The sequence below is a fragment of the Marinobacter sp. NFXS11 genome (assembly GCF_040148675.1).
GTDB lineage: Bacteria > Pseudomonadota > Gammaproteobacteria > Pseudomonadales > Oleiphilaceae > Marinobacter.
Map to the genome: position 1 here is coordinate 373,089 of NZ_JAGDDV010000002.1, position 21,423 is coordinate 394,511.

Below are 21,423 nucleotides of genomic sequence, written 5' to 3' on the forward strand. Positions count from 1 at the left end.
TATGAAGCTTCGATCTCTTATTATCGTCACACTGGCATCTGCACTGATTGCCCCGCCGTTGGCAGCAGAGGTCAGCCTGGCACCGTTTGCAGGTTTTCGCATGAGCAGCTCGGTGGATATCCAGACCGCCGGCGCCAGCACCTCAGACCAGATCGACTTCCGGGATTCCGCCAGCCAGGGCCTGGTGTTCAATTTTGATCTGCCAGACCCTGGCAAACAGGGAGAGCTCTATTTTGGCCGGCAGAGCACCTCGGCCAGACTGAACAATAGCCTGTTCGCACCAGGCGTGGAGTCCATCGACCTGACGATCTACCAGCTCCAGTTCGGTGGGCTGTATTTCCCGGGTGGCCAGAATCACGGCGGGTTTGTCTCTGGAGTGTTCGGGGTTACCCGGCTGGAACCGGACGATTCGAGTTACGAAACCCACCACCGGGCCGCCCTGTCTCTGGGGGGCGGGTATCAGTTCTTTCTGACTGAACAATTGCGCCTGAGGCTGGATCTGCGCGGCGTTTACACAGCCCTGAACTCGGGCGGCTCCGCGTTCTGCTCAGGCGGGTGCGAACTCAGGTTCGACAGCAGCGGCTACCTGCAGGTGGAAGCGGCGGCAGGGCTGGCCATTCGGTTCTGAGGCCCGGTCAGGCCGTCACTGGTCGCCGCTCGGGCAACAGCACTGACAACAACGCAGCCATGGCCACAAGACCGGACGATATCCAAAGACATGCCTCCAATCCGGAGGCCTGATACACCCAGCCGGACAGAATGGTGCCCAGCAAACGCCCGGCAGCGTTCGACATGTAATAGAACCCCACATCCAGCGACACGCCATCCCCACGGGCATAGCTAACGATGAGATAGCTGTGCAGCGACGAGTTGACGGCAAACAGCACGCCAAACACCAGCAAGCCACCAACAATCACGAACTGGGGTGACCAACCCGCTGTCAGGCCGATGGCAATCGCTGCCGGAATCAGCGCCAGCGCTGCGGCCCAGAGCACAGCAGGCTGTTTGCCTTCCATGTTTCCGGTGATGCGCGGCGCAATGGTCTGGATAAAGCCATAGCCAATAATCCAGGTGGCCATGAATCCGCCCACTTTCCAGAAATCCCAGCCAAAGACCGTGTGCAGGTAAACCGGCAAGGCCACCACAAACCAGACATCCCGGGCACCGAACAAAAGCATCCGGGCCGCCGACAAGACATTGATGGCCCGGCTTTTGGAGAGGATCTCGCTGAACTTCGGCTTGGCCTTGCTCTTGCCCAGATCCTGTCCCAGCAGGAACAGGCTGGCAAGCCAGACCAGTCCCAGAGCCACCGCCATGATAATCACGGCACCCTTGAAGCCGGCAGCCACCAGCAGGACACCACCGAGAAAAAAGCCGACGCCCTTCAGGGTGTTCTTGGAACCGGTGAGAATCGCCACCCACTTGTACAGGGTGCCCTGCTGCTCATCCGGCACTAGCAGCTTGATGCCGCTCTTGGCGGACATCTTGTTCAGATCCTTGGCAATGCCTGAGAGCGCCTGCGCCGCCATTACCCAGGGCACCGTCAGCATCACCGCCGGGACTGCCAGCATGGCCAGCGCCACAATCTGCAGGAACAACCCGATGTTCATGGTGCGGTTCAGCCCCATACGGGCGCCCAGATAACCACCCACCAGATTGGTCACCACCCCGAAGAACTCGTAAAAGACGAACAGCAGGGCGATGGCCAAGGGCGAGTAGCCCAACTGGTGAAAATGCAGCACCACCAGCATCCGCAGGGCGCCATCGGTAAGGGTGAACGCCCAGTAGTTGCCGGTGATTACCAGGTACTGTCGGATGGCCGCGGTCATATCAGGCAGCGCCCACCCTGCGAGCCAGTTCTGCGGTGCGGTTGGCATAGCCCCATTCGTTGTCGTACCAGGCGTAGATCTTCACCTGGGTGCCGTTGACCACCATGGTGGACAGGGCATCGACGATGGAGGAACGCGGGTCGGTCTTGTAATCAATCGACACCAGCGGTCGCTCTTCGTAACCCAGGATGCCTTTGAGCTCGCCTTCAGCGGCTTCTTTCAACAGCTGGTTTACGGAATCCCTGTCCGTCGCCGTTTTAACTTCAAACACGCAATCGGTGAGCGACGCATTGGTCAGCGGCACGCGCACGGCGTGGCCATCCAGGCGCCCTTTCAGCTCCGGGAAGATCTCGATAATCGCCGTTGCGGAACCGGTGCTGGTAGGAATCAGTGAACTGCCGCAGGCCCTTGCCCGGCGCAGATCCTTGTGGGGCGCATCAATGATGGTCTGGGTGTTGGTCAGGCTGTGAATGGTGGTGATGGAGCCGTGCTTGATGCCCAGCTTCTCATGAATCACCTTCACCACCGGCGCCAGACAGTTGGTGGTGCAGGAGGCGGCGGTGACAATGCGGTCGTTGGCCGGGTCGAAAATATCATCGTTCACACCGAGCACAATGTTCTTGGCACCCGCCTCCTTCACCGGTGCCGTGACCACTACCCGTTTCACGCCCTGATCGAGGTACGCCTGCAGAGCATTGACCTTCTTGTTGACACCACTAGCCTCGATCACCAGATCGCAGCCGGACCAGTCGGTTTCACCGATGGCGCGGTTGTGAGTCACCCGAATGCGCTGGCCCTCAATAACAATGTCCGTTCCGTCCGCAGTGGCTTCCTGGCTCCAGCGACCATGGATGCTGTCAAAGTTGAGCAGGTGGGCCAGCGTGGCGGCATCGGCACCCGGGTCATTGATGGCCACAAACTCCATATCTGGCCAGCCCCAGGCGGCCCGCAAGGCCAGACGACCGATTCGGCCGAATCCATTAATGCCTACTTTGATCTTGCTCATGATCTGCTCCTGATGAACCTGTTCCCTAAATTCAACCGCGCGGGCATTACAGGCATTGGACAGACGGACGGTCTGCCATGGCCTGCAATCGCGCCAGCGGGTTCTCTATCAATCGTTCGTTATGGCTGGCGGTCTCATCCAGAACCCGGATCAGCCACTGCGGAATGCCCGGGTTCAGGGAATAGTAGATCCACTGACCCCGACGCTCCGTGGCCAGCAGGCCGGCATCCCTCAGAGTGGCCAGATGCCGGCTGACTTTCGGCTGGGGCGCTTCAAAGGCCTCCGTAAGCTCGCATACGCAGAGTTGTTCCTGGCTTCGAATCAGCAGCAGGGCTGCCAGGCGGAAATCATCGGCCAAGGCTTTGAACACCGCGACCGGGTCATAGCTGGCGGGTTTCGGGCCGGTTTCTTTCTGATGCACCAGTGCGAACAGCGCAATACGCTCTTTGATTTCCTTGAGAGTGAGTGCAAAGGTGGAGTGGCGGTTTGCCGGTACCGGATCGGCAAAATCCCAGGCAATCTGCTGGGCCGGCTGACAGACCGTGCCGCACTCGTTCGCGGCTTTCTCGCACAGGGTGATCACGTAATCCCAGTATTGCCCCTGCATATCCGCCAATTGCTTGCTATGCAATCCTTCGGTGGATATGCCGGCTTCCTCCAGCACCTGCAGTGCCATAGGGTGGGGCCTGCTTGGCTCGGTACCGGCGCTGGCAACTTCAAACCGGTCTCCGGCAATGTCCCGAAGCAATGCTTCCGCCATCAGGGAACGGGCGCTGTTGGCGGTACAGACAAATAGAATGCGGCGCTTCATATCTGGAATTCCGTATATTCGGTTTTATGAATATCTAATTTTGTGCATAATAGATTCAACCTCTCCACGAGTAAAGGATTCCTCTAGCCCCATGAGCCGCAACACGGAAATCTCTCAGCAGGAAGACACCGGCGAAGGCATGGATCTTTTCGGCAGGTACCTGTCGGTGTGGGTAGCCCTTGCCATCACCGCCGGCGTGGCCCTCGGTCAGCTCGCACCTGTGGTGCCACAGACCCTGTCCCGTTTTGAATACGCGCAGGTCTCCATTCCCATCGCCATTCTGATCTGGGCGATGATTTTCCCGATGATGGCGCAGATTGATTTCAGTGCTGTGGTCGGCGTGCGAAAGGAGCCGAAGGGGCTGGCCATCACCACCATCGTCAACTGGCTGATCAAGCCCTTCACCATGTTTGCCATTGCCTGGTTCTTCCTGATGGTGGTATTCGAGCCATGGATTGCGCCGGGACTGGCCAGCGAATACCTGGCTGGTGCGATTCTGTTGGGTGCGGCGCCCTGCACCGCCATGGTGTTCGTCTGGAGTTACCTGACCAAAGGCGATGCCGCCTACACCCTGGTCCAGGTATCGTTGAACGACATCATCATGCTGTTTGCCTTCGCGCCGATTGTTGTTTTCCTGCTGGGCATTTCCGACATACAGGTGCCCTGGGATACCGTGCTGCTGTCCGTACTCCTGTACATCGTCATTCCGCTAACGGCCGGCTACCTGACCCGTCGCGCCCTGATCTCGCGCCACGGTCAGCAGTGGTACGACAATGTGTTCATGAAGCGGCTCAACCCGGTCACCCCGGCAGCGCTGATCGTCACCCTGGTGCTGCTGTTCGCCTTCCAGGGCGAAGTGATCCTGAACAACCCCCTGCACATCCTGCTGATCGCCGTGCCCCTGATTGTTCAGACCTTCCTGATTTTCTTTCTGGCCTACGGCTGGGCGAGACTCTGGAAAGTACGCCATTGCATCGCGGCACCGGGCGCCATGATCGGCGCCAGTAATTTCTTTGAACTGGCGGTCGCGGCTGCCATCGCCCTGTTCGGCCTGCAATCTGGCGCAGCCCTGGCAACCGTGGTCGGCGTGTTGGTGGAGGTACCCCTGATGCTGGTCCTGGTGCGTATCGCCAACAAAACCCGGGGGCTGTTTCCGACATAAGGCCTTGATGCCAGTGTCAGGAACACTTCCCGGCACTGGCATCAACAACGTCGTCTGTTCAGCCAACCCGCACCCTGCTAATATCGCGCCCACATTTCTGACGCACTGAATCTGACGGAATCCACGCAATGGACGTTTTCCAGGCCCTATTCCTTGGCCTTCTCCAGGGACTGACTGAATTCCTCCCCATCTCCAGCTCTGCTCACCTGATCCTGACGCCGGTCTTCTTCGGCTGGAATGACCAAGGCGTGGGCTTCGACCTGTCGGTTCATTTTGGAACCTTGCTGGCCGTAGTGCTCTATTTCCGCCAGGACGTCTTCGGCATTGCCCGGGACGGCCTGATCTCCATCAGTCGCCGGAGAATTGTTGGCCAGGGCGCACTGGCCTGGTACCTGGTGATCGGCACCATACCTGCGGGCCTGGCCGGCCTGGCGCTGCTGGATATGATCGACAACGAACTGCGGGCGGTGGAAGTCATCTTCTTCACCACCCTGTTCTTCGGCCTGCTCCTCGGCCTTGCAGACTGGCTGCCCAAACGTCAGCGCACCCTCGACAAACTGAATTGGAAAGACGCCGCCCTGGTTGGCATTGCCCAGGCCATGGCCCTGGTCCCCGGCACCTCCCGCTCCGGGGTTACCATCACCGCCGGTCTGTTCCTGGGCATGACCCGCGAGACCGCATCCCGATTCTCCTTCCTTCTCGCGATCCCCATTATCGTGCTGGCATCTGCAGTGAAACTGCTCGAAGTGGCAACTTCGGATGTGATCGTCGACTGGAGTGGTTTTCTGATTGGTGGCGTGACCTCTTTCCTTATGGCCATTACTGCGATCCACTTCTTTCTGAAGTGGCTAAATAAGGTGGGTATGTGGCCATACGTTATCTACCGGATTGCTCTCGCGGGGGTGATTTACGCAGTTCTGATGTAAGAGCGGTCAGCACAGAGCTGCAAGCGCAGGGTTGGGTAGGCCTTTCCAAAACTGTGCGGAGCCATGGATGGCGGAGCCCAAGCGCCACAGGGATGTGCCGCAAGGAGCGTGTTTTGGAAAGGCCTACCCAGTCCTGCGCACACCCCGGAAACTAGCAGGCCTCCAAAGGCGCATAAGCCAAAACCAGCCACTTCGCACCCTCATCAAAGTTCACCTGCACCCGAGTATGGTGCCCGGTGCCCTCCGAATTCATCACGATGCCCTCGCCAAACTTGGGATGGCGTACCCGTTGCCCGAGACTGAACCCGGATTGCTGTGCTGAATCCTGACTGAACATGCTTTGGTTGGGGCGTTCGACCATAGCCGGTCGGGTCACGGTGTTCCGCAGGCGTACCTCCTGGAGGCAATCGCCGGGAATTTCACGCACAAACCGGGACAACGCGTTGAACTTTTCCTGACCGTACAAACGGCGGGATTCGGCATAAGTGAGCACCAGCTTCTTCATCGCCCGGGTAATGCCCACATAGGCCAGGCGACGCTCTTCTTCCATACGGCCGGGCTCTTCCAGGGACATGCCGTGGGGGAACAGCCCCTCTTCCACGCCGGCCAGAAACACCAGCGGAAACTCCAGACCCTTGGCAGAGTGCAGGGTCATCAACTGAACGCTGTCTTCGTGGTCCTCAGCCTGGGATTCACCTGCATCCAGGGCCGCCTGGGCAATGAATTCCGACAGCGCGTCCACGCCATCCTCCACTTCGTAATCAGACAGGGCATTCACCAGTTCTTCAAGGTTCTCCACCCGGGCCTGGCCTTTCTCGCCTTTCTCGCTGGCGTGGTAGTCCTTCAGGCCGCTGTTTTCGATAGTCTGCTTCATCAGGCCATGCAACGAGGCATCGCCCACCATTTCGGAGAGGCCTTCGATGATGGCAATGAAAGACTGCAGCCCGGTTTTGGCCCGGCCTTTCACCTGCCCGGCTTCCAGCATACGCTCGGCGGATTCCCACAATGAGATGCCCTGCTCGGTCGCGTATTCCCGAAGCTCCGCGAGGCTCTTGGCGCCAATGCCACGGGGCGGCACGTTCACCACTCGCTCAAATGCCGCATCGTCGCGGCGATACTGGACCAGCCTCAGGTACGCCAGGGCATTTCGGATTTCCTGGCGATCATAGAATCGCAGGCCGCCGTAGACCCGGTAAGGAATACCCTGGCGCATCAGCGATTCTTCCAGCACCCGGGACTGGGCGTTGGAGCGATAGAGAATCGCGGATTCACTGCGCAGGTTGCCGTCCTGCACCCAGGCGGAAATGCTGTCGGCAATATAGTTGGCTTCGTCCTGCTCGTTGAACGCCGCGTACAGGCTGATCGGTTCGCCTTCCGGACCATCGGTCCAGAGCTCTTTGCCAAGCCGGCCCTGGTTGTTGGCGATCACAGCGTTGGCCGCCTTCAGGATCATCTGGGTGGAGCGGTAGTTCTGCTCGAGCCGCACCAGCCGTGCATTGGGGAAATCCCGCTGGTACTGCTGGATGTTTTCGACCTTGGCACCCCGCCAGCCGTAGATAGACTGATCGTCGTCCCCCACCACCGTCATTGGCACGCGATTGCTGGCCAGCACCTGCAACCAGGCATATTGAATGGTGTTGGTGTCCTGGAACTCGTCCACCAGGATATGCTGGAACCGGCTCTGATAATGGGCCAGCAGCTCCGGGCGATGCAGCCAGAGTTCATGGGAACGCAGCAGCAGCTCGCCAAAATCCACCAGACCGCCCTGCTGACACAGCTTTTCGTACTGGCGATAGATCTTCAGCATGATCGACAGGAAATGGTCGCCCGGATTCTCCTGAATATGATCCGCCCGCAGCCCTTCATCCTTCTGGCTGCTGATAAACCACTGGGCCTGCTTCGGCGGCCACTTGCTCTCATCAATCTGGTTTTCCCGCATCACTCGCTTGATCAGCCGCAGCTGGTCGTCGCTGTCCAGCACCTGAAAGTTTTCAGGCAGCCCGGCGTCTTTCCAGTGCGAGCGCAGCAGACGATGCGCGATGCCATGAAAGGTGCCAAACCAGAGGCCGCGAGCCGGAATGTCCATCATCTGCTCAATGCGGTAACGCATCTCCTTGGCGGCCTTGTTGGTAAACGTAACCGCCAGGATGCCAGTGGGCGGCACCCGATCCACGGTCATCAACCAGGCAATCCGATGGACCAAAACGCGGGTTTTGCCGCTGCCCGCGCCGGCAAGCACCAGCAAGTGGTCATTCTGGGCAGTTACAGCTTCGCGCTGGGCATCGTTCAACGGATCGATGATGTGGGAGACGTCCATAAAGAATCGGTTCGCTACTGGTTAAATAAACAGGTCGTTGAGTATAACAGGAGAAAAGAGGGATTTCCGGGTGGGAATGTTTTGTAGTTGTTTGTCGGATTACGCTTCGCTAATCCGACCTACTCATGTCAGGCGAGAAGATTTGATAAGCGCTCATCTAATGCCAGAAAGAGCGCGGGGGAGGTTCCCCTTCAGGACTGTCTGTGGCCAGGGATGGCCACAGCCAAGCGCACATGGATGTGCTCGTAGCGTGTCCTGAAGGGGGACCTCCCCCGTGCGACACCCCCAAGGATGAGGGCTATTCTTTAGAAGCCTCTGGGTACCGTCTGAGCTTCCACGAACTCGAACAGACCTTCCAGGCCACCTTCACGGCCAATACCCGAGGCCTTCATACCGCCAAATGGCGCTTCCGGTGTCGGACCGGTGCCGGTGTTCCAGCCGCAGTGGCCGAAACGAAGGCCGGCAGCAACGCGCTGGGCACGTTCGGCATCGTTGGTGAACACATACGAGGCCAGGCCGAATTCGGTGTCGTTACCGGCTTCGATCACTTCCTCTTCGGTGCGGAACAACGCCATGGGCACGAGCGGGCCGAAGGTTTCTTCCTGGTAGCAGCACATATCCCGGTTTACACCGTGCACGACAGTGGGCGGGAAGAACAGGTCGTTACCCAGGTCTTCAGGCTTCTTGCCGGCAACCAGGGTCGCGCCTTTTTCGAGGGCATCCTGGACGTGACGCTTGACCTTGTCGTAGCCGGCCTGGTTGATCAGGGGGCCGAGGTCTACGTCGCCGTTGATGCCGTCGCCGACGGTCATCTTGTTGACCCGCTCGGCAAGTTTCTCACCGAAGGCATCAGCCACTTTCTCGTGCACAAAAATCCGGTTGGCACAGACACAAGTCTGACCGCCACCCCGGAATTTGTTGGCGATGAGGTTATCCGCCGCCGCATCCAGATCGGCATCGTCGAAGACGATAAACGGCGCGTTGCCGCCCAGCTCCAGGGCCAGTTTCTTGACCTGATCCGCCGTATCGACAATGAGCTTGCGGCCCACTTCGGTAGAACCGGTGAAGCTGAGCATGGGCACGTCGGGGCTCTCGCACAGAACCTTGCCGATCACGCTGGCTTTACCCATCACCAGGTTCACCATGCCGTCAGGTATGTCGGTGTGCTTATCCATCAGGCTGAACAGGGCGATCATGGTCAGCGGGGTTTCGCTGGCCGGTTTGATCACCGAGGGGCAGCCTGCCGCCAGCGCAGCGGAGAGCTTCTTCGCGATCATGCCAATGGGGAAGTTCCAGGGCGTGATTAGGCCGGTGACACCAATGGGCCGGTAGTGAACCGTCCAGGTGCAGTCTTTCGGCTTTTCCGGAATGGTATGGGCATCCAGGGCCTGGATGTGCTTGGAGCAGTAATCGAAGAACCCGGCGGCGTAATCCACTTCACCCTGGGCCTCCTGCAGCGGCTTGCCATGCTCCATGCACAGGATCCGACCGACTTCTTCCTTGTTGGCCTTGAGCGCGTCCCGGATGTCTTCCAGCCACTTGCGGCGGGTCTCGATGCTGTAGGGGCTGGTCAGTCGCAGTGCCGACTTGCCGGAGGCAACGGCGGCGTTCACTTCGTCTTCCGACATGGATGCGACCTGGGCGATCACCTTGCCCGTTGCCGGGTTATAAACATCGAAGGTGTTGCCATGTTCATTGTCAGTCCAGCGACCACCGATATAGCCGGTCAGCTTTTCCAGCAGGGGTGACTCGATCATCTCGGCTCCTCTTCTGTGATTGGCTCCGCCCCGAGTGGGGCGCAGTAAAGGTAATCTGGTTGCGTCAGTGTTTTATGTCTTTCATAGTGGATGTTGTATCCCGACCTGTAAAGTCAAGGGCAGGCTTTTGATCATCGCCTGAGTGTGCCTATACTCGGGGGATCAGACACCCAGGAGACCGGACAATGAAGGCATTTTTCCATCCTGCACAGGATGAGCATGTTCCACAGACCTACTTCACCCGGGGACAGATGCGCCAGCCCCAGGAAATTCCTGCCCGCACCGGTGAAATGCTGGGCGGACTCAGAGAACTGGGCATCTCCGTGCTGCAGCCAGCAGACCAGGGCGCGGGGCCGATCTCAAAAGTTCACGATCTGGGCTACCTGCGCTTTCTGGAATCAGCTCATCGGCGCTGGAAAGCGATGGATGACTGGGGCGATGAGGTTATTTCGAATATCTTCGTCCGCTCCCCGAATCACCTGACTGGCATTCTTGCCGAGGCGGCCCGTTATCAGGCCGATGGCAGCTGTCCGATCGGCGAACATACCTGGCATGCCGCCTACTGGTCTGCCCAGAGCGCGCTGGGTGCCGCCGACGCGCTGATCGCCGGGGACCGCACCTCCTATGCGGTGTGTCGCCCTCCGGGGCACCATGCCCGCCGGGATGCCGCCGGTGGTTTCTGCTACCTGAACAACGCCGCGATTGCCGCCGAGCACATGAAAGCCCGGTTCCCGAAAATCGTAATCCTGGATACCGACATGCACCACGGCCAGGGTATTCAGGAAATCTTCTACGATCGCAGCGATGTGCTGTACATCTCCATACACGGCGATACCACCAACTTCTACCCGGTAGTCACCGGCTTTGAGAACGAACGTGGCGAAGGGGAAGGATTTGGCTACAACATCAACATGCCGATGCCCCATGGTTCCTCGGAAGATGACTTCTTCGCGAAACTGGACGACGCCCTTGCAGCGATCAAGCTGTTCCAGCCGGACGCCATCATTCTGGCCCTCGGATTCGACATCTACAAGAACGATCCTCAGGCCAAGGTATCGGTATCCTCGGAAGGTTTCTGCAGGCTCAGCACCCATGTGCGCCAGCTGGGACTGCCCACTCTGGTGGTGCAGGAAGGCGGGTATGACCTGGACGCCCTGAGCGAGAACGTCCAGCAGTTCTTCAAAGGCCTGGCCGGCTGATATTTCAGGCCGCGGGCGCGTAAACCTTTACGTTTTCGTGCCCCTCGGCCCTGAGGTGCCCCGCATGCATGCGGCTCATGGTGCCGCGATCGCAATACAGGAGATACTGCCGGTTGGCCGGCAACTCCGGCAGCTGTTGATTCAGCTCGTAGAACGGAATCTGCAGAATTTCGTTGTTAGTCAGTTTCAGCGGTGACTGCTCCCCCTCGGAAGGGTGGCGGACATCAATGATCACGTCGTCCACGGAGGGCGTCTGCACCATTTCCACTTCCTCGGGGGTCACGGTCGTTTCCAGCAACCGATTGACCGGCGTTTCTTCCCGGGCCTCGATTGCACTTGCAAGCACGGAAGCATCCATCCGGGATTCATCTTCCTCTACCCGGTGTAACTTGGCGCGAGTGGCCGGCTTCTGGGAAATCACACCACAGTATTCCGGCATGTTGCGGGCGTAGACTTCGGTACCAATCTCCCTGGCGATGCGGATAATGGATTCCTTGTCCATGGACACCAATGGGCGCAGGACCACCTCGTCACTGGCCCGATCCACCACATTGAGGTTGCTCAGGGTCTGGCTGGACACCTGGGCCACGGCATCTCCTGTCACCACCCCCGCGGCGTTGTTCTTGCGGGCAATCTCTGCCGCTGCCATCAGCATCTGACGCTTGAGCACCACGCCCCAGTGACGGTGACTCACCGAACGCATGATTTCAGCGACAACACCCTCAAAGGGCACCGAGATAAACTTGGCACTGTGGGAGGCACCGTAGCGATCCCACAGGTAGTGCACCACCTGGCGCACACCCACCTCGTGAGCCGTGCCCCCGAGGTTGAAAAACAGGAAGTGATTGCGCAAACCCCTTCGCATCATCAGGTAAGCCGCCACCGACGAATCATAGCCCCCGGAAATCAGGGTCAGCACATTCTCGACACTGCCCAGCGGATAGCCGCCCACCCCCCGATGCTTGCGATGGGCAATATGGAAATGGTCGTCCTGGACTTCAATCCGCACCTCAACCTGTGGGGATTTCAGATCAACCCCACTGGCACCCGATGCCTGCATAAGTGCGGCACCCACGGTGCGCTCCAGATCAATAGAGCGGAAACTGTGTTCACCGTGACGTCGGGCCCTGACGGCAAAGGTTTTGCCAGTCAACCTGTCAGCAAAGGCCTCAACAGCCTTCTCGGCAACGTCTTCGAGACTGACAAACGGAAACGCTCCGATTTCCTGAATCGTGGAAATGCCCGGTATGCGCAAAAGCACCTCAAGGGCCGGGCCGGACATCCTGCGACCGTCTGGCACCTCCACGTCTACCCTGTCCCAGCTGCCTTCAACCCGAATCTCCGGATCCAGCCGCGCCAGAAGTTTTCGGATGTTCTGGCGCAGATGACGCATCTGCTGACGGCGGACGGGTTTACTCTTGATAGCAACTTCAGGGGCGGGACGAATAAGCAGTTTCATAAATCGGAATTTTGTCGGGTGGCGTATTGTACGGAAAGGCCTTAGTCTACCCTTTTGAATGCGTGCCTCAAAATCGGGCATTTCCGCAACATCGAGGAGTTTGACCGTTAATGCAGGAAACCACCATCAGTGCCCTGGTTTCACCAGAGGGCAGCCTTGAAATTCTCTCCAATCATGAGGTCAACCGTCTCAAGGACCGCAGCGAAGGCGGTCTTTACCGGCTGTTTCGCCAATGCGCGCTGGCGGTTCTCAATACCGGCATCGAGACTGACGACTGCAAGGCATTGATGGAATCCCATGCCGACTTTGATGTCCGCCTTGTACCGCAGCCCCGGGGCCTCAAACTGGAACTGATCAATGCGCCCGGCCATGCCTTTGTTGATGGCGAAATGCTGCGGGCAATCCGCGAACATCTGTTCTCGGTTTTGCGAGACATTATCTACTCGCATTCAATCCCCCAGACAGCCGCCGGTTTTCGCCGGGATGATCCGGAAGACCTGACCAATTACGTGTTCCACATTCTCCGCAACGCCCGTGTACTTCAGGCTGGAAGACAACCGGACCTGGTGGTCTGCTGGGGTGGTCACTCCATCGGCCATGATGAATACCAGTACAGCAAGGACGTCGGTCATCAGCTGGGGCTCAGGGCCCTGAGCATCTGCACCGGATGTGGCCCGGGTGCCATGAAAGGCCCCATGAAAGGTGCCACCATTGGCCACGCCAAGCAGCGGGTCAGGAACGGTCGCTACATAGGTATTACAGAACCCGGCATCATTGGCGCCGAGGCCCCAAACCCCATCGTCAATGAACTGGTCATCATGCCGGACATTGAAAAGCGCCTGGAAGCCTTCGTCCGCTGTGGTCACGGCGTGATTGTATTCCCGGGTGGTGTCGGCACCGCCGAGGAAATTCTATACCTGCTCGGCATCCTGCTGCATCCGGACAATGCGGACCTCCCCTTCCCGGTGGTGTTTACCGGCCGGCAGGAAAACGCCGAATACTTCGAGATGATCGACAAGTTCATCCGGAACGCCCTCGGGGATGAGGCTGCGAGTAAGTACGAGATCATAATCGACGATCCGGTGCGCGTGGCCCAGACCATGAAAAAAGGAATGAAGGAAGTCGAGACGTTCCGGCGCGCCATGCAGGATGCGTACTATTTCAACTGGATGCTGAAGATCGACCCTGTGTTCCAGCTACCGTTCGAGCCCAATCACGACAACATGCGGGCGCTGGAGCTACACCGGGACCAGCCTGTGCACCTGATCGCTGCAAATCTGCGCAAGGCCTTCAGTGGTATTGTTGCCGGTAACGTCAAGGAGGGCGGTATACGGCAGGTTCAGGAGAAGGGGCCGTTCGAAATCGCAGGCGACCCGACCCTGATAAAACCGCTGGAAGCCATGCTCGAGCAGTTTGTGACCCAGAACCGGATGAAACTACCGGGTTCTTCCGCTTACAGACCGAGCTATCGCATCGTCAGCGGAGCGGCCTGAGCCGCCTCGCTGACAGGATGAGACTTACTTGCCGCCGTCCGCCGGCAGGCTGGAGAAGTAAGCCGCGAGGTTGGCAATGTCGGTGTCACTCAAGGCAGCAGCCTGCCCCTGCATGATCGCGGCCTGGCCGCCAGAGCGTTGCTTGTTCTTGTAGGCTTTCAAGGCAGATACAAGGTATTGCTCGTTCTGGCCCGCCAGATTCGGATAGGTGGGAATCTGTGCCAGTCCATTCTGACCATGGCAGGCAGCGCAGACAGCCGCTTTTGCCTTGCCCGCTTCGGCGTCCGCAGCAGAAACTACAGCAGGCACAGCAGCGCCAAGCGCAAGAATTCCCGCAACAGCGTAGTGTTTCAGATTCATTGTTATTACCCTCTCATCGTCTTTTTCCAGATTTTAAGGCCGGTTCGGTGGCCGGACACTAAACTGACTTGCACTTATAGCACAGAGCCGGGGAACCTCAAATGCGATAGGTCAAGGACTTCTTTTCGACGTTAGTCCTCTTTCCTGTTCTGGCTATTAGGGTGAAAGTACGTTCGAATCCGTATCCAAGATTGATTTAATTCTCCGGAGAAAACGTCAATGTCTGTAGAGGCCGAGGAACTTGCATGCCGCGAAGGGCACATGGGTGTTCTGACACTGAACTCCCCGGGCACTCTCAACGCGCTTTCCGAGCACATGATCGAGCAGATCCAGGAAATTCTGGACCGCTGGGCCAATGATGACCGAATCTGCATCGTGGTCATTCAGGGCGCCGGTGAGAGAGCCTTTTGCGCCGGCGGTGATATCCGCGAACTCTATAATGCGATTCTCGATGAGGAAGAGCCGGAGAAACCGGTACGTTTTTTCAGCCGGGAATACCGGATGGATTACAATATCCATCGCTTTCCAAAGCCTGTGCTGGGCATAGCCCACGGCGTGGTGATGGGCGGTGGTCTTGGTGTGTTCTCCGGCTGCCGGTATCGGCTGGTTACGCCGGATGTAACGCTGGCGATGCCCGAGATCACGATCGGTCTGTTTCCGGATGTGGGTGCCAGCTGGTTTCTGAAACGGCTGCCCGGACGGCTGGGCCTGTTCATGGGGCTGACCGGCGCCCGTTTGAACGTCAGTGATACGCTGAGGGTTGGTCTGGCCGACATGGCCATCCTGCCGGAGGACCGAGATCGCCTGCTCGACCGACTGGCCTCGGAACGCTGGACCGGCCAAACCGCCGCCGATGACAACCGACTGTTCAGGTTACTCAACCAGATCCAGACACCGGATTACCGGACACTGGCACCCAGTCACCTCGCCCGGCACGAACAGCGGATTGCCAGGCTAAGCGCCGGCGATGAACTTCCGGACATCGTTGATCAGCTGCTTGCAGCGGAGGTGGATTGCGACTGGTGGCATGCCTGCATGAACACGCTCAGAACCGGATGCCCGGTCTCTGCATGGCTGGTCTGGACCCAGCTTCAGAAAGCGCAGCAAATGTCCCTGAAGGACGCCTTCCGAATGGAACTGGCGATGGTCTCCGAATGCATCCGCCGGCCTGATCTGGCGGAGGGAATCCGGGCTCTGGCTATCGACAAGGACCGCCAGCCAAAATGGAGTTCCCCGAGCGTGGCCGATGTGCCGGAAGACGTGGTTGCGGCCCATTTCACCCCGGAGTGGGATGACGAGACGGATCCGATGGGCCTGGAGTAGGCGGGCCGGCGCTAGAATTCGGCGCCCGCCTGCACCAGCAGCATTTCCAGATCCCGATTGTTGGTGGCGCGGGCAATGTCCAGTGCCGTTTGGCCGTCGTTCGCCTCGTAATTGACGTCGGCCCCGGCCGCCACCAGCCTCTCCGCCGTCAGCAAATCCCCGTTGGCCACGATTTTCATCAGCAGGGATTCGCCCCCCTGACTCACGTTGACGTTGGCACCGGCTGCCACCAATACCTTCACCACCGACAGATGGCCGTTTTCCGCCGCCCGCATCACGGGGGTATAACCGTGCTGGTCACTGGTGTTCACATCGGCGCCGGCAGATAACAACAGTTGCACGCGCCGCTTTTCACCATTCCCGGCGGCTGAAACCAGCAGCGCATCCGCCTCGGCCAGGGCCTCGGGACTCAGAGCAACCGGTTGGTTCGGGGAAGCGCAGGCGGACAGGAAAACAACAAGCGGAAGCAATAACAGCAAAAAACGGAAGGCGCCGGTTCCCTTGGCCATAACAAACAGTCTCTGTGGATCTCGTTGAAAGGATACGAGGGCCCATTCTGGGCAGACACCGGCGGAAATTAAATCGAGCGAGTCACAAACCCGGGCCATCCTTCAAAAGATCGCGCACCACCTGCCGCAGACGATCTTCGCCTTCTCTCTGGCCCAGGCAAAGTCTGTCCGCCTGCAGCGCGGACCAGAGCCGCCCCTGAAGAACACTCTGACACCACACCACGAGCGCCTCATGGCTTTTCAGCCACGCCATGATCCCCGGTGCCTGACTCAGCTTCCGCAATACCGGGACGGTAACCTGAAACCCACGATGCCCATTGGCGAAATTGCGGAGATCCCGCAGATCATCCTTGTCCAGCGTCGGCCCGGGGGGCAGATCGGCGGTTATGCCGGCCAGCAATGTCGACTCCAGCCCCTGCCAGTTGCCGGGCAAGAGAGTAAGCCAATGGTCGGCCTGGCGGTTGCGGATGCGCCCTTCCAGATCGCGACCAGCCTGCGAAAAGCCGGCCACCATCTGCAGTGGATATTCGCCACTGGATGCTTCCTGCTGCAAGCCAACCCTGACCACATGCAGACCACAGGTCTGCCAAAACGCGAGCAGGTCAGCGCTGCCACCGAAGCTGGTTCCGAGGTAATCAACACCCTGCTCGGCGGCATACGCCCTGGCAGCCTGCACCATGCTTTGGCCAATACCCGCGCGTCTGGCCTCGTCTGACACTGCAATGCGGACAACCCTCAGACCCCGCAGGACCGCGGCCTCTGGATAGCCGCTGTGGCTGGCCAACGATTGCGGCAGCAAGTGGCCCCGTATTCGCCGAGTGCCCAGGCTGACCTGTTCTGCCAGCTCCGCCGGAAGGCCACCCTCCAGCGCGCACCAGAGCACGCCAACCGTCTGATCGCCAATCCTCGCGCGCCAGCTGCGGGCGGCCGGATCGTCCAGCCACTGCCTCAGATCAGCGGGACTGGTCCGGTAATGGGCATCCACCAGCAACCCAAAGGCACGGGACAAGGCTACGTCACTTGCCGTTGCCGGCTCCCAGGGTTCGATGACCAGTTCCCCGGCGCTGTATTCAGTTTTCCCGCGCAAGCGACCACCGTCGGCAGCCAGCAGAAAGAGTCGGGTGATCAGGGCTTCCAGCGAATCGTTCATGGCCCAGCGTACCGGCTCGCTCAACGTTACCGACTGCCACTGGGGCGTTGATTGATCAAGGACCTGTCGAAAACGAATGGCAAAGCCCCGGCCGGCCCCTTCGTAACCATGGACCGTGGTGGCGAACGCCACTCTCGGCCAGCCGAGCAGAACCGATTTCAACAGCGGCGCCGGAATCGCTGCTGCCTCATCCACCAGGACCACTTCGGCTTCCGGCCGCACAGCCAGCAATTCACGGACCGGAATAAACCTCAGGCGGCCACCGGCTCGGGAGGTCAGCATCCCTGGGCTGGCTTCGGCCAATTGCCCCCCGAGAGCCTGACGGGCGTGGCGAAAGAGGGTATCCACATTCTGCTCAGAGGGCGCGGTAACCACGATTTCCTGCCTGCCTTTCTCCAGCAATTCCGCTGCTGCCATTCCCAAAGCGGCGGACTTGCCCCTGCCCCGGTCTGCCGTAACAACCAAAGGCCGGCGTCTTCGGCCCAGGCCAAACCGTACCAGGCGCTGAACCAGCTTTTCCTGGTCGCGGGTTGTTGCAATTTTAAAGCTTTGTTCCGGCGCACGGGGAATGGCCGGCAAGGTCGATGTCGCAAAGCAGGGGGAAATGCGGATCACCGCCTCATGGTCGGCAAGAATGTCGGCCATCCGGGCAGCGAAAGGATGCTCCCCGCCATGGTCCAGGCCGGTTCTCGGGTAATCCGGGTCAGCAAACTGCGGCCACTCGTCCAGCGGCGGCATCAGCCAGAACAGCAGACCGCCGGCGGTCAATGCCCCTGAGAGCGCAGCGAAGGCATCCGGTGGATTTCCCTGCCAGCCGTCCCAGATAATCAGTGAGACTTCGCGACCGAGCCATTCCCGGGCTTCGGTGGGAACAATCCGGGTCAAGCGCGGATCCGGGCATTGGTCTTCCGGGCCTGTCCAGAGGCCCGCTTGCAGTTCGAGCTCAGGTAGCAGCGCAGAGAGCCACATGAGACTGGTTTCCCGGCTGCCCTCAAGCAGGACCAGGCGGCGCTCGCCGCTAGCGGCGAGGCTGGCCTGCATGGCGCGCCAGCCGGATAAATCCGGCTGGACGTCGGGTCCGGAATGGCTCATCAGCTAAGATCGGCACCGTGGGTCTTGAGGTCGTCCAGGGCGCATTTTTCGAGGGCAGCCCGATGGGTTGCGCGCAGCCGGACTCGTGGCGCAGAGCCCGCTTCGAAGGCCTCCTGCCAGCGGGCAGCGCACAGGCACCAGCTGTCGCCGGCTTTCAGGCCTTCAAAGCCAAATTCAGGCCTAGGTGTGCTGAGGTCATTGCCCTGGGCCTTGGAGAATTCAAGGAATTCGTCGGTGACCACAGCGCAGACGGCATGCAAGCCAAAGTCATCCGGGCCGACGTTGCAGCAGCCATCGCGGTAAAAGCCGGTAATCGGGTCTTTGCCGCAGGTTTCCAGTTTTTCGCCCAGTACGTTTATCGATTCAGACATTTCCATTATTCAGACCTTTTGGCTTGGGAGTTTGCGGGGTTTGGACACACTTTCCAAAACACGCTCCTTACGGCACATCCCTGTGGCGCTTGGGCTCCGCCATCCATGGCTCCGCACAGTTTTGGAAAGTGTGTCCAAACCCCGCACTCAAATCTGGGAGCTGGAGTCTTTAAACACGCTTGATCGCTCGAGCATCAATTATGCGGGAGCGGTATCCGCTCTACCAGCAGGCCGTTACAATACCGGCCATGCCGACCGAACCCCAAATCCCTGATACCTCCAACCTGCCGGATTTTCTCACCGATGAGCAGCGGGCGATTATTACTGCCGGCTATGAGCATTCGGTAATTACCGCCGTGGCCGGCAGTGGCAAGACGTCGACGCTGGCGTGGCGGATCCGGTATCTGCTGGAGCAGGGGCATGATCCGGACCGGATGCTGGTGTTGATGTTCAACCGCAGTGCCCGGGTGGATTTTGGGCGTAAGCTGCAGGAAGTGTGTGCTCGGAGCGGGCTGGCGCTGCCGGAGATTCGGACTTACCACGCCATGGGCTTGCGGCTGTATAAGCGGTTTGTTCGGGAGGGTTATCTGCCGGGGTTTTTGGAGAAGATTCTGACCGAGCAGGAGATCAGTTTTCAGGCCTGGCAGTTGACGCGGCGGCTGGCGCCGGAGGATCTGGCGGATGAAATCCGGCGCAACAAGAAGGATTTTGTCGAAACGGCGACGGGGTTCATTGATCTGGTGAAGACGACGCTGTCGCCGGCGGAGATTGTGTTCGAGGAATTGGGGTATTCGGACAAGCACAAGTATCTGATCGATCTGTTCCACAGTTTTGAGCAGTGGCGTAAGGGCCAGGGGCGGATCAGTTACGCGGACATGCTGTATGAGCCGGTGATGGCGATTCACCAGAATCCGCCGTTGCAGCGGCTGGTGGGCAACAAGATGGATCTGATTCTGGTGGATGAGTACCAGGACACCAATGAGATCCAGCATCTTCTGTTGCGATACGTGGCCGGCGACCGGGCCCGGGTGACGGTGGTGGGGGACCCGGACCAGACGATTTATGAGTTCCGGGGTGCGAAGCCGGAGTTTATTCTTAAGCGGTTCAGCGATGAGTTCGAAAGCCCGCTGGAGCAGACGTTGAGTTACACCTTCCGCTACGGCCATCGCGTGGCTTTGCTGGCGAACCATCTGATTTGCCACAACACCGGGCGCAAGGATGTGCTTTGTCATTCCCACCCTTCCACTCCCGGCACAGAGATCAGCCTGCATCGGGCCGAGAGCGATGCCGATACCGTGCTGCAGATTCTTCAGGGCCAGTCGGAACCGGCTCTGACAGGCACCGCCATTCTGTTCCGGGTCTGGAGCCAGAGCGTCCCCATCGAGCTGAAGTTGCTGGCGCGGCAGATTCCCTATCGGATTGATGCCGGCAAGGGCGCCCTGTTCAGCCGCGAGGTGCAGGCCATCACCGCCTTGCTGATGGTGGTGACCGGCAAGCTGGAGAATCTGCCGGACGAGGATCGGCTGGAACTGGCACGTCAGCTGTTGCGTTTCCCCCACGTTGGCTTGAAAGAGCCGGAACTGGAGCAGCTCGCGCGTTTCCTGGCAGGGTTTTCTGGTGGATGGCACGAGCGTCTGCTGGCCATGGATTTTGACGCCCTGGCACCCATGGCGGCCCGTAAGTTGCGGAAACTGGGCGAGGTGCTTGCCCAACTACGCAGTTATGGAGGTCCGGTTGCAGGGCTGATCAGTGTCTACGCCGAGCACACCGATCTTTACGAGGGCATCCGCAGCCTGGCATTGACGCATGAAAGCGCCGAGGAGCGGATTGATACCGTGCAGGGGTTCCGGCAGTACCTGAAAAGCCTGGATGTCACGGCAGAGGGAGCCCTGGACCATCTGAAAGCCCTGAAGCAGCAAGCGGGTGAAAAACGACAGGGAGGCGTGCTGCTGTCGACCATTCACCGCACCAAGGGCCTGGAATGGCCAACGGTTATCATTCCCGGACTGCAGGAGAAATATCTGCCTTACAGCCCCCGACCCCAGGACGATGCCAGAGGATTCCTGGAGAGTGAACGGAGACTGCTGTATGTCGCCATGACGCGAACGCGTCAGCAACTGCACCTGATCACCCGACCGGCCAGCAAGCAACCGCACCTGGACGGCGATCTGGGCCCGAGCCGTTTCGTGGAAGAGTGCTGCTTTGAGCTCGCCGAGGAGTTCGGACGCTGGCTGGATGAACGAATCCCGGCCGAGACTTCAACAATCCGTTTGACCGCTCCCCTAACACCGGTCAGCCAGCGCTATGCTGACCGGGAGACCGTCACTCTGGAAGGCCAGGCGGCAACATCTGCAAATTCCATGGAACCGCTCTGGCATCAGAAGCGTCTTAGCCACGCGATTTTCGGCCCCGGCTCGGTGGTTGCCGAGGATGAAAGCTCGTTCGAAGTGCACTTCGACAACGGCGAGGTCCTGAATTTCAGTAAAAAGAGCGCGCATCTGTATTTTTCCGCGCTGGCCTGAAACGACCTCGGGTACGTAAAGGTCAACTGGGTACAATTGCGGACGTAACAATCCGTATCATTTTTTTGTTTTTTTTGGCCTACTGGCCTAAATTCCGGGTATACAAGCACTTTTCATGAGGAAGTGCGGTACCACAA

General features: G+C 59.2%; 17 protein-coding genes. 7 read left to right on the forward strand and 10 right to left on the reverse strand.

Going from position 1 to position 21,423, the window contains the following annotated elements:
- The first annotated feature begins 1 nt into the window (after position 1).
- The gene (locus J3362_RS10820; protein ID WP_349519662.1) at positions 2–628 is read left to right on the forward strand and encodes a porin family protein; all 627 of its coding nucleotides are present in this window, start codon (positions 2–4) and stop codon (positions 626–628) included.
- Between the two features lie 7 nt (positions 629–635).
- Here J3362_RS10820 and arsJ read toward each other — a convergent pair whose 3' ends face one another.
- The 3 genes from arsJ to J3362_RS10835 are packed head-to-tail and all read right to left on the reverse strand — an operon-like array spanning position 636 to position 3,646.
- Positions 636–1,829, reverse strand: coding sequence for an organoarsenical effux MFS transporter ArsJ (gene arsJ / locus J3362_RS10825; protein WP_349520926.1), 1,194 nt, complete (start codon positions 1,827–1,829; stop codon positions 636–638).
- 1 nt (position 1,830) lies between these two features.
- Complete coding sequence (locus J3362_RS10830; RefSeq protein ID WP_349519664.1) at positions 1,831–2,835, reverse strand: ArsJ-associated glyceraldehyde-3-phosphate dehydrogenase; 1,005 nt, start codon at positions 2,833–2,835, stop codon at positions 1,831–1,833.
- A 46-nt stretch (positions 2,836–2,881) separates the two neighbouring features.
- Positions 2,882–3,646, reverse strand: a complete 765-nt coding sequence (locus J3362_RS10835; protein WP_349519666.1) for a metalloregulator ArsR/SmtB family transcription factor — start codon at positions 3,644–3,646, stop codon at positions 2,882–2,884.
- A gap of 91 nt (positions 3,647–3,737) precedes the next feature.
- Here J3362_RS10835 and arsB point away from each other — a divergent pair, with 91 nt between their 5' ends.
- Positions 3,738–4,808 carry an ACR3 family arsenite efflux transporter gene (arsB, locus tag J3362_RS10840; protein WP_349519668.1) on the forward strand — a complete coding sequence of 357 codons (1,071 nt, stop codon included), beginning with the start codon at positions 3,738–3,740 and terminating at the stop codon, positions 4,806–4,808.
- A gap of 128 nt (positions 4,809–4,936) precedes the next feature.
- The gene (locus J3362_RS10845; RefSeq protein ID WP_349519670.1) at positions 4,937–5,734 is read left to right on the forward strand and encodes an undecaprenyl-diphosphate phosphatase; all 798 of its coding nucleotides are present in this window, start codon (positions 4,937–4,939) and stop codon (positions 5,732–5,734) included.
- Positions 5,735–5,885: 151 nt separating this feature from the next.
- Here J3362_RS10845 and uvrD read toward each other — a convergent pair whose 3' ends face one another.
- Positions 5,886–8,051, reverse strand: a complete 2,166-nt coding sequence (gene uvrD / locus J3362_RS10850; RefSeq protein WP_349519671.1) for a DNA helicase II — start codon at positions 8,049–8,051, stop codon at positions 5,886–5,888.
- A gap of 305 nt (positions 8,052–8,356) precedes the next feature.
- Positions 8,357–9,808, reverse strand: a complete 1,452-nt coding sequence (locus tag J3362_RS10855; RefSeq protein WP_014578583.1) for an NAD-dependent succinate-semialdehyde dehydrogenase — start codon at positions 9,806–9,808, stop codon at positions 8,357–8,359.
- Between the two features lie 185 nt (positions 9,809–9,993).
- On the opposite strand from J3362_RS10855, the gene J3362_RS10860 reads away from it, so the two are divergent.
- Entirely contained in the window at positions 9,994–11,007 is a 1,014-nt protein-coding gene (locus J3362_RS10860) for a histone deacetylase family protein (RefSeq protein WP_349519673.1), read from the forward strand.
- Positions 11,008–11,011: 4 nt separating this feature from the next.
- On the opposite strand, the gene thiI is transcribed toward J3362_RS10860, so the two are convergent.
- On the reverse strand, positions 11,012–12,466 hold the full coding sequence (gene thiI / locus J3362_RS10865) for a tRNA uracil 4-sulfurtransferase ThiI (protein WP_349519675.1): 1,455 nt from the start codon (positions 12,464–12,466) through the stop codon (positions 11,012–11,014).
- 110 nt (positions 12,467–12,576) lie between these two features.
- Here thiI and ppnN point away from each other — a divergent pair, with 110 nt between their 5' ends.
- Positions 12,577–13,959: a nucleotide 5'-monophosphate nucleosidase PpnN gene (gene ppnN / locus J3362_RS10870; RefSeq protein WP_349519677.1), complete on the forward strand. Its 1,383-nt coding sequence runs from the start codon at positions 12,577–12,579 to the stop codon at positions 13,957–13,959.
- Positions 13,960–13,983: 24 nt separating this feature from the next.
- Here the strand turns inward: ppnN and J3362_RS10875 are convergent, their stop codons facing one another.
- Positions 13,984–14,319: a c-type cytochrome gene (locus J3362_RS10875; protein WP_349519679.1), complete on the reverse strand. Its 336-nt coding sequence runs from the start codon at positions 14,317–14,319 to the stop codon at positions 13,984–13,986.
- A gap of 219 nt (positions 14,320–14,538) precedes the next feature.
- Between J3362_RS10875 and J3362_RS10880 the strand changes: the two genes are divergently transcribed.
- Positions 14,539–15,642: an enoyl-CoA hydratase/isomerase family protein gene (locus J3362_RS10880; protein WP_349519681.1), complete on the forward strand. Its 1,104-nt coding sequence runs from the start codon at positions 14,539–14,541 to the stop codon at positions 15,640–15,642.
- A gap of 11 nt (positions 15,643–15,653) precedes the next feature.
- Here the strand turns inward: J3362_RS10880 and J3362_RS10885 are convergent, their stop codons facing one another.
- From J3362_RS10885 to J3362_RS10895, 3 genes are all read right to left on the reverse strand, one after another.
- Positions 15,654–16,151: an ankyrin repeat domain-containing protein gene (locus tag J3362_RS10885; RefSeq protein WP_349519683.1), complete on the reverse strand. Its 498-nt coding sequence runs from the start codon at positions 16,149–16,151 to the stop codon at positions 15,654–15,656.
- Positions 16,152–16,233: 82 nt separating this feature from the next.
- Entirely contained in the window at positions 16,234–18,393 is a 2,160-nt protein-coding gene (locus J3362_RS10890) for a tRNA(Met) cytidine acetyltransferase TmcA (protein WP_349519685.1), read from the reverse strand.
- A complete protein-coding gene (locus J3362_RS10895) occupies positions 18,393–18,770 on the reverse strand; it encodes a DUF2237 family protein (protein ID WP_349519687.1) in 378 nt (125 codons plus the stop codon). The genes J3362_RS10890 and J3362_RS10895 overlap by 1 nt, the downstream gene beginning before the upstream one ends.
- A 194-nt stretch (positions 18,771–18,964) precedes the next feature.
- On the opposite strand from J3362_RS10895, the gene J3362_RS10900 reads away from it, so the two are divergent.
- Positions 18,965–21,286 carry an ATP-dependent helicase gene (locus J3362_RS10900; RefSeq protein ID WP_349520927.1) on the forward strand — a complete coding sequence of 774 codons (2,322 nt, stop codon included), beginning with the start codon at positions 18,965–18,967 and terminating at the stop codon, positions 21,284–21,286.
- Positions 21,287–21,423: the final 137 nt, after the last annotated feature.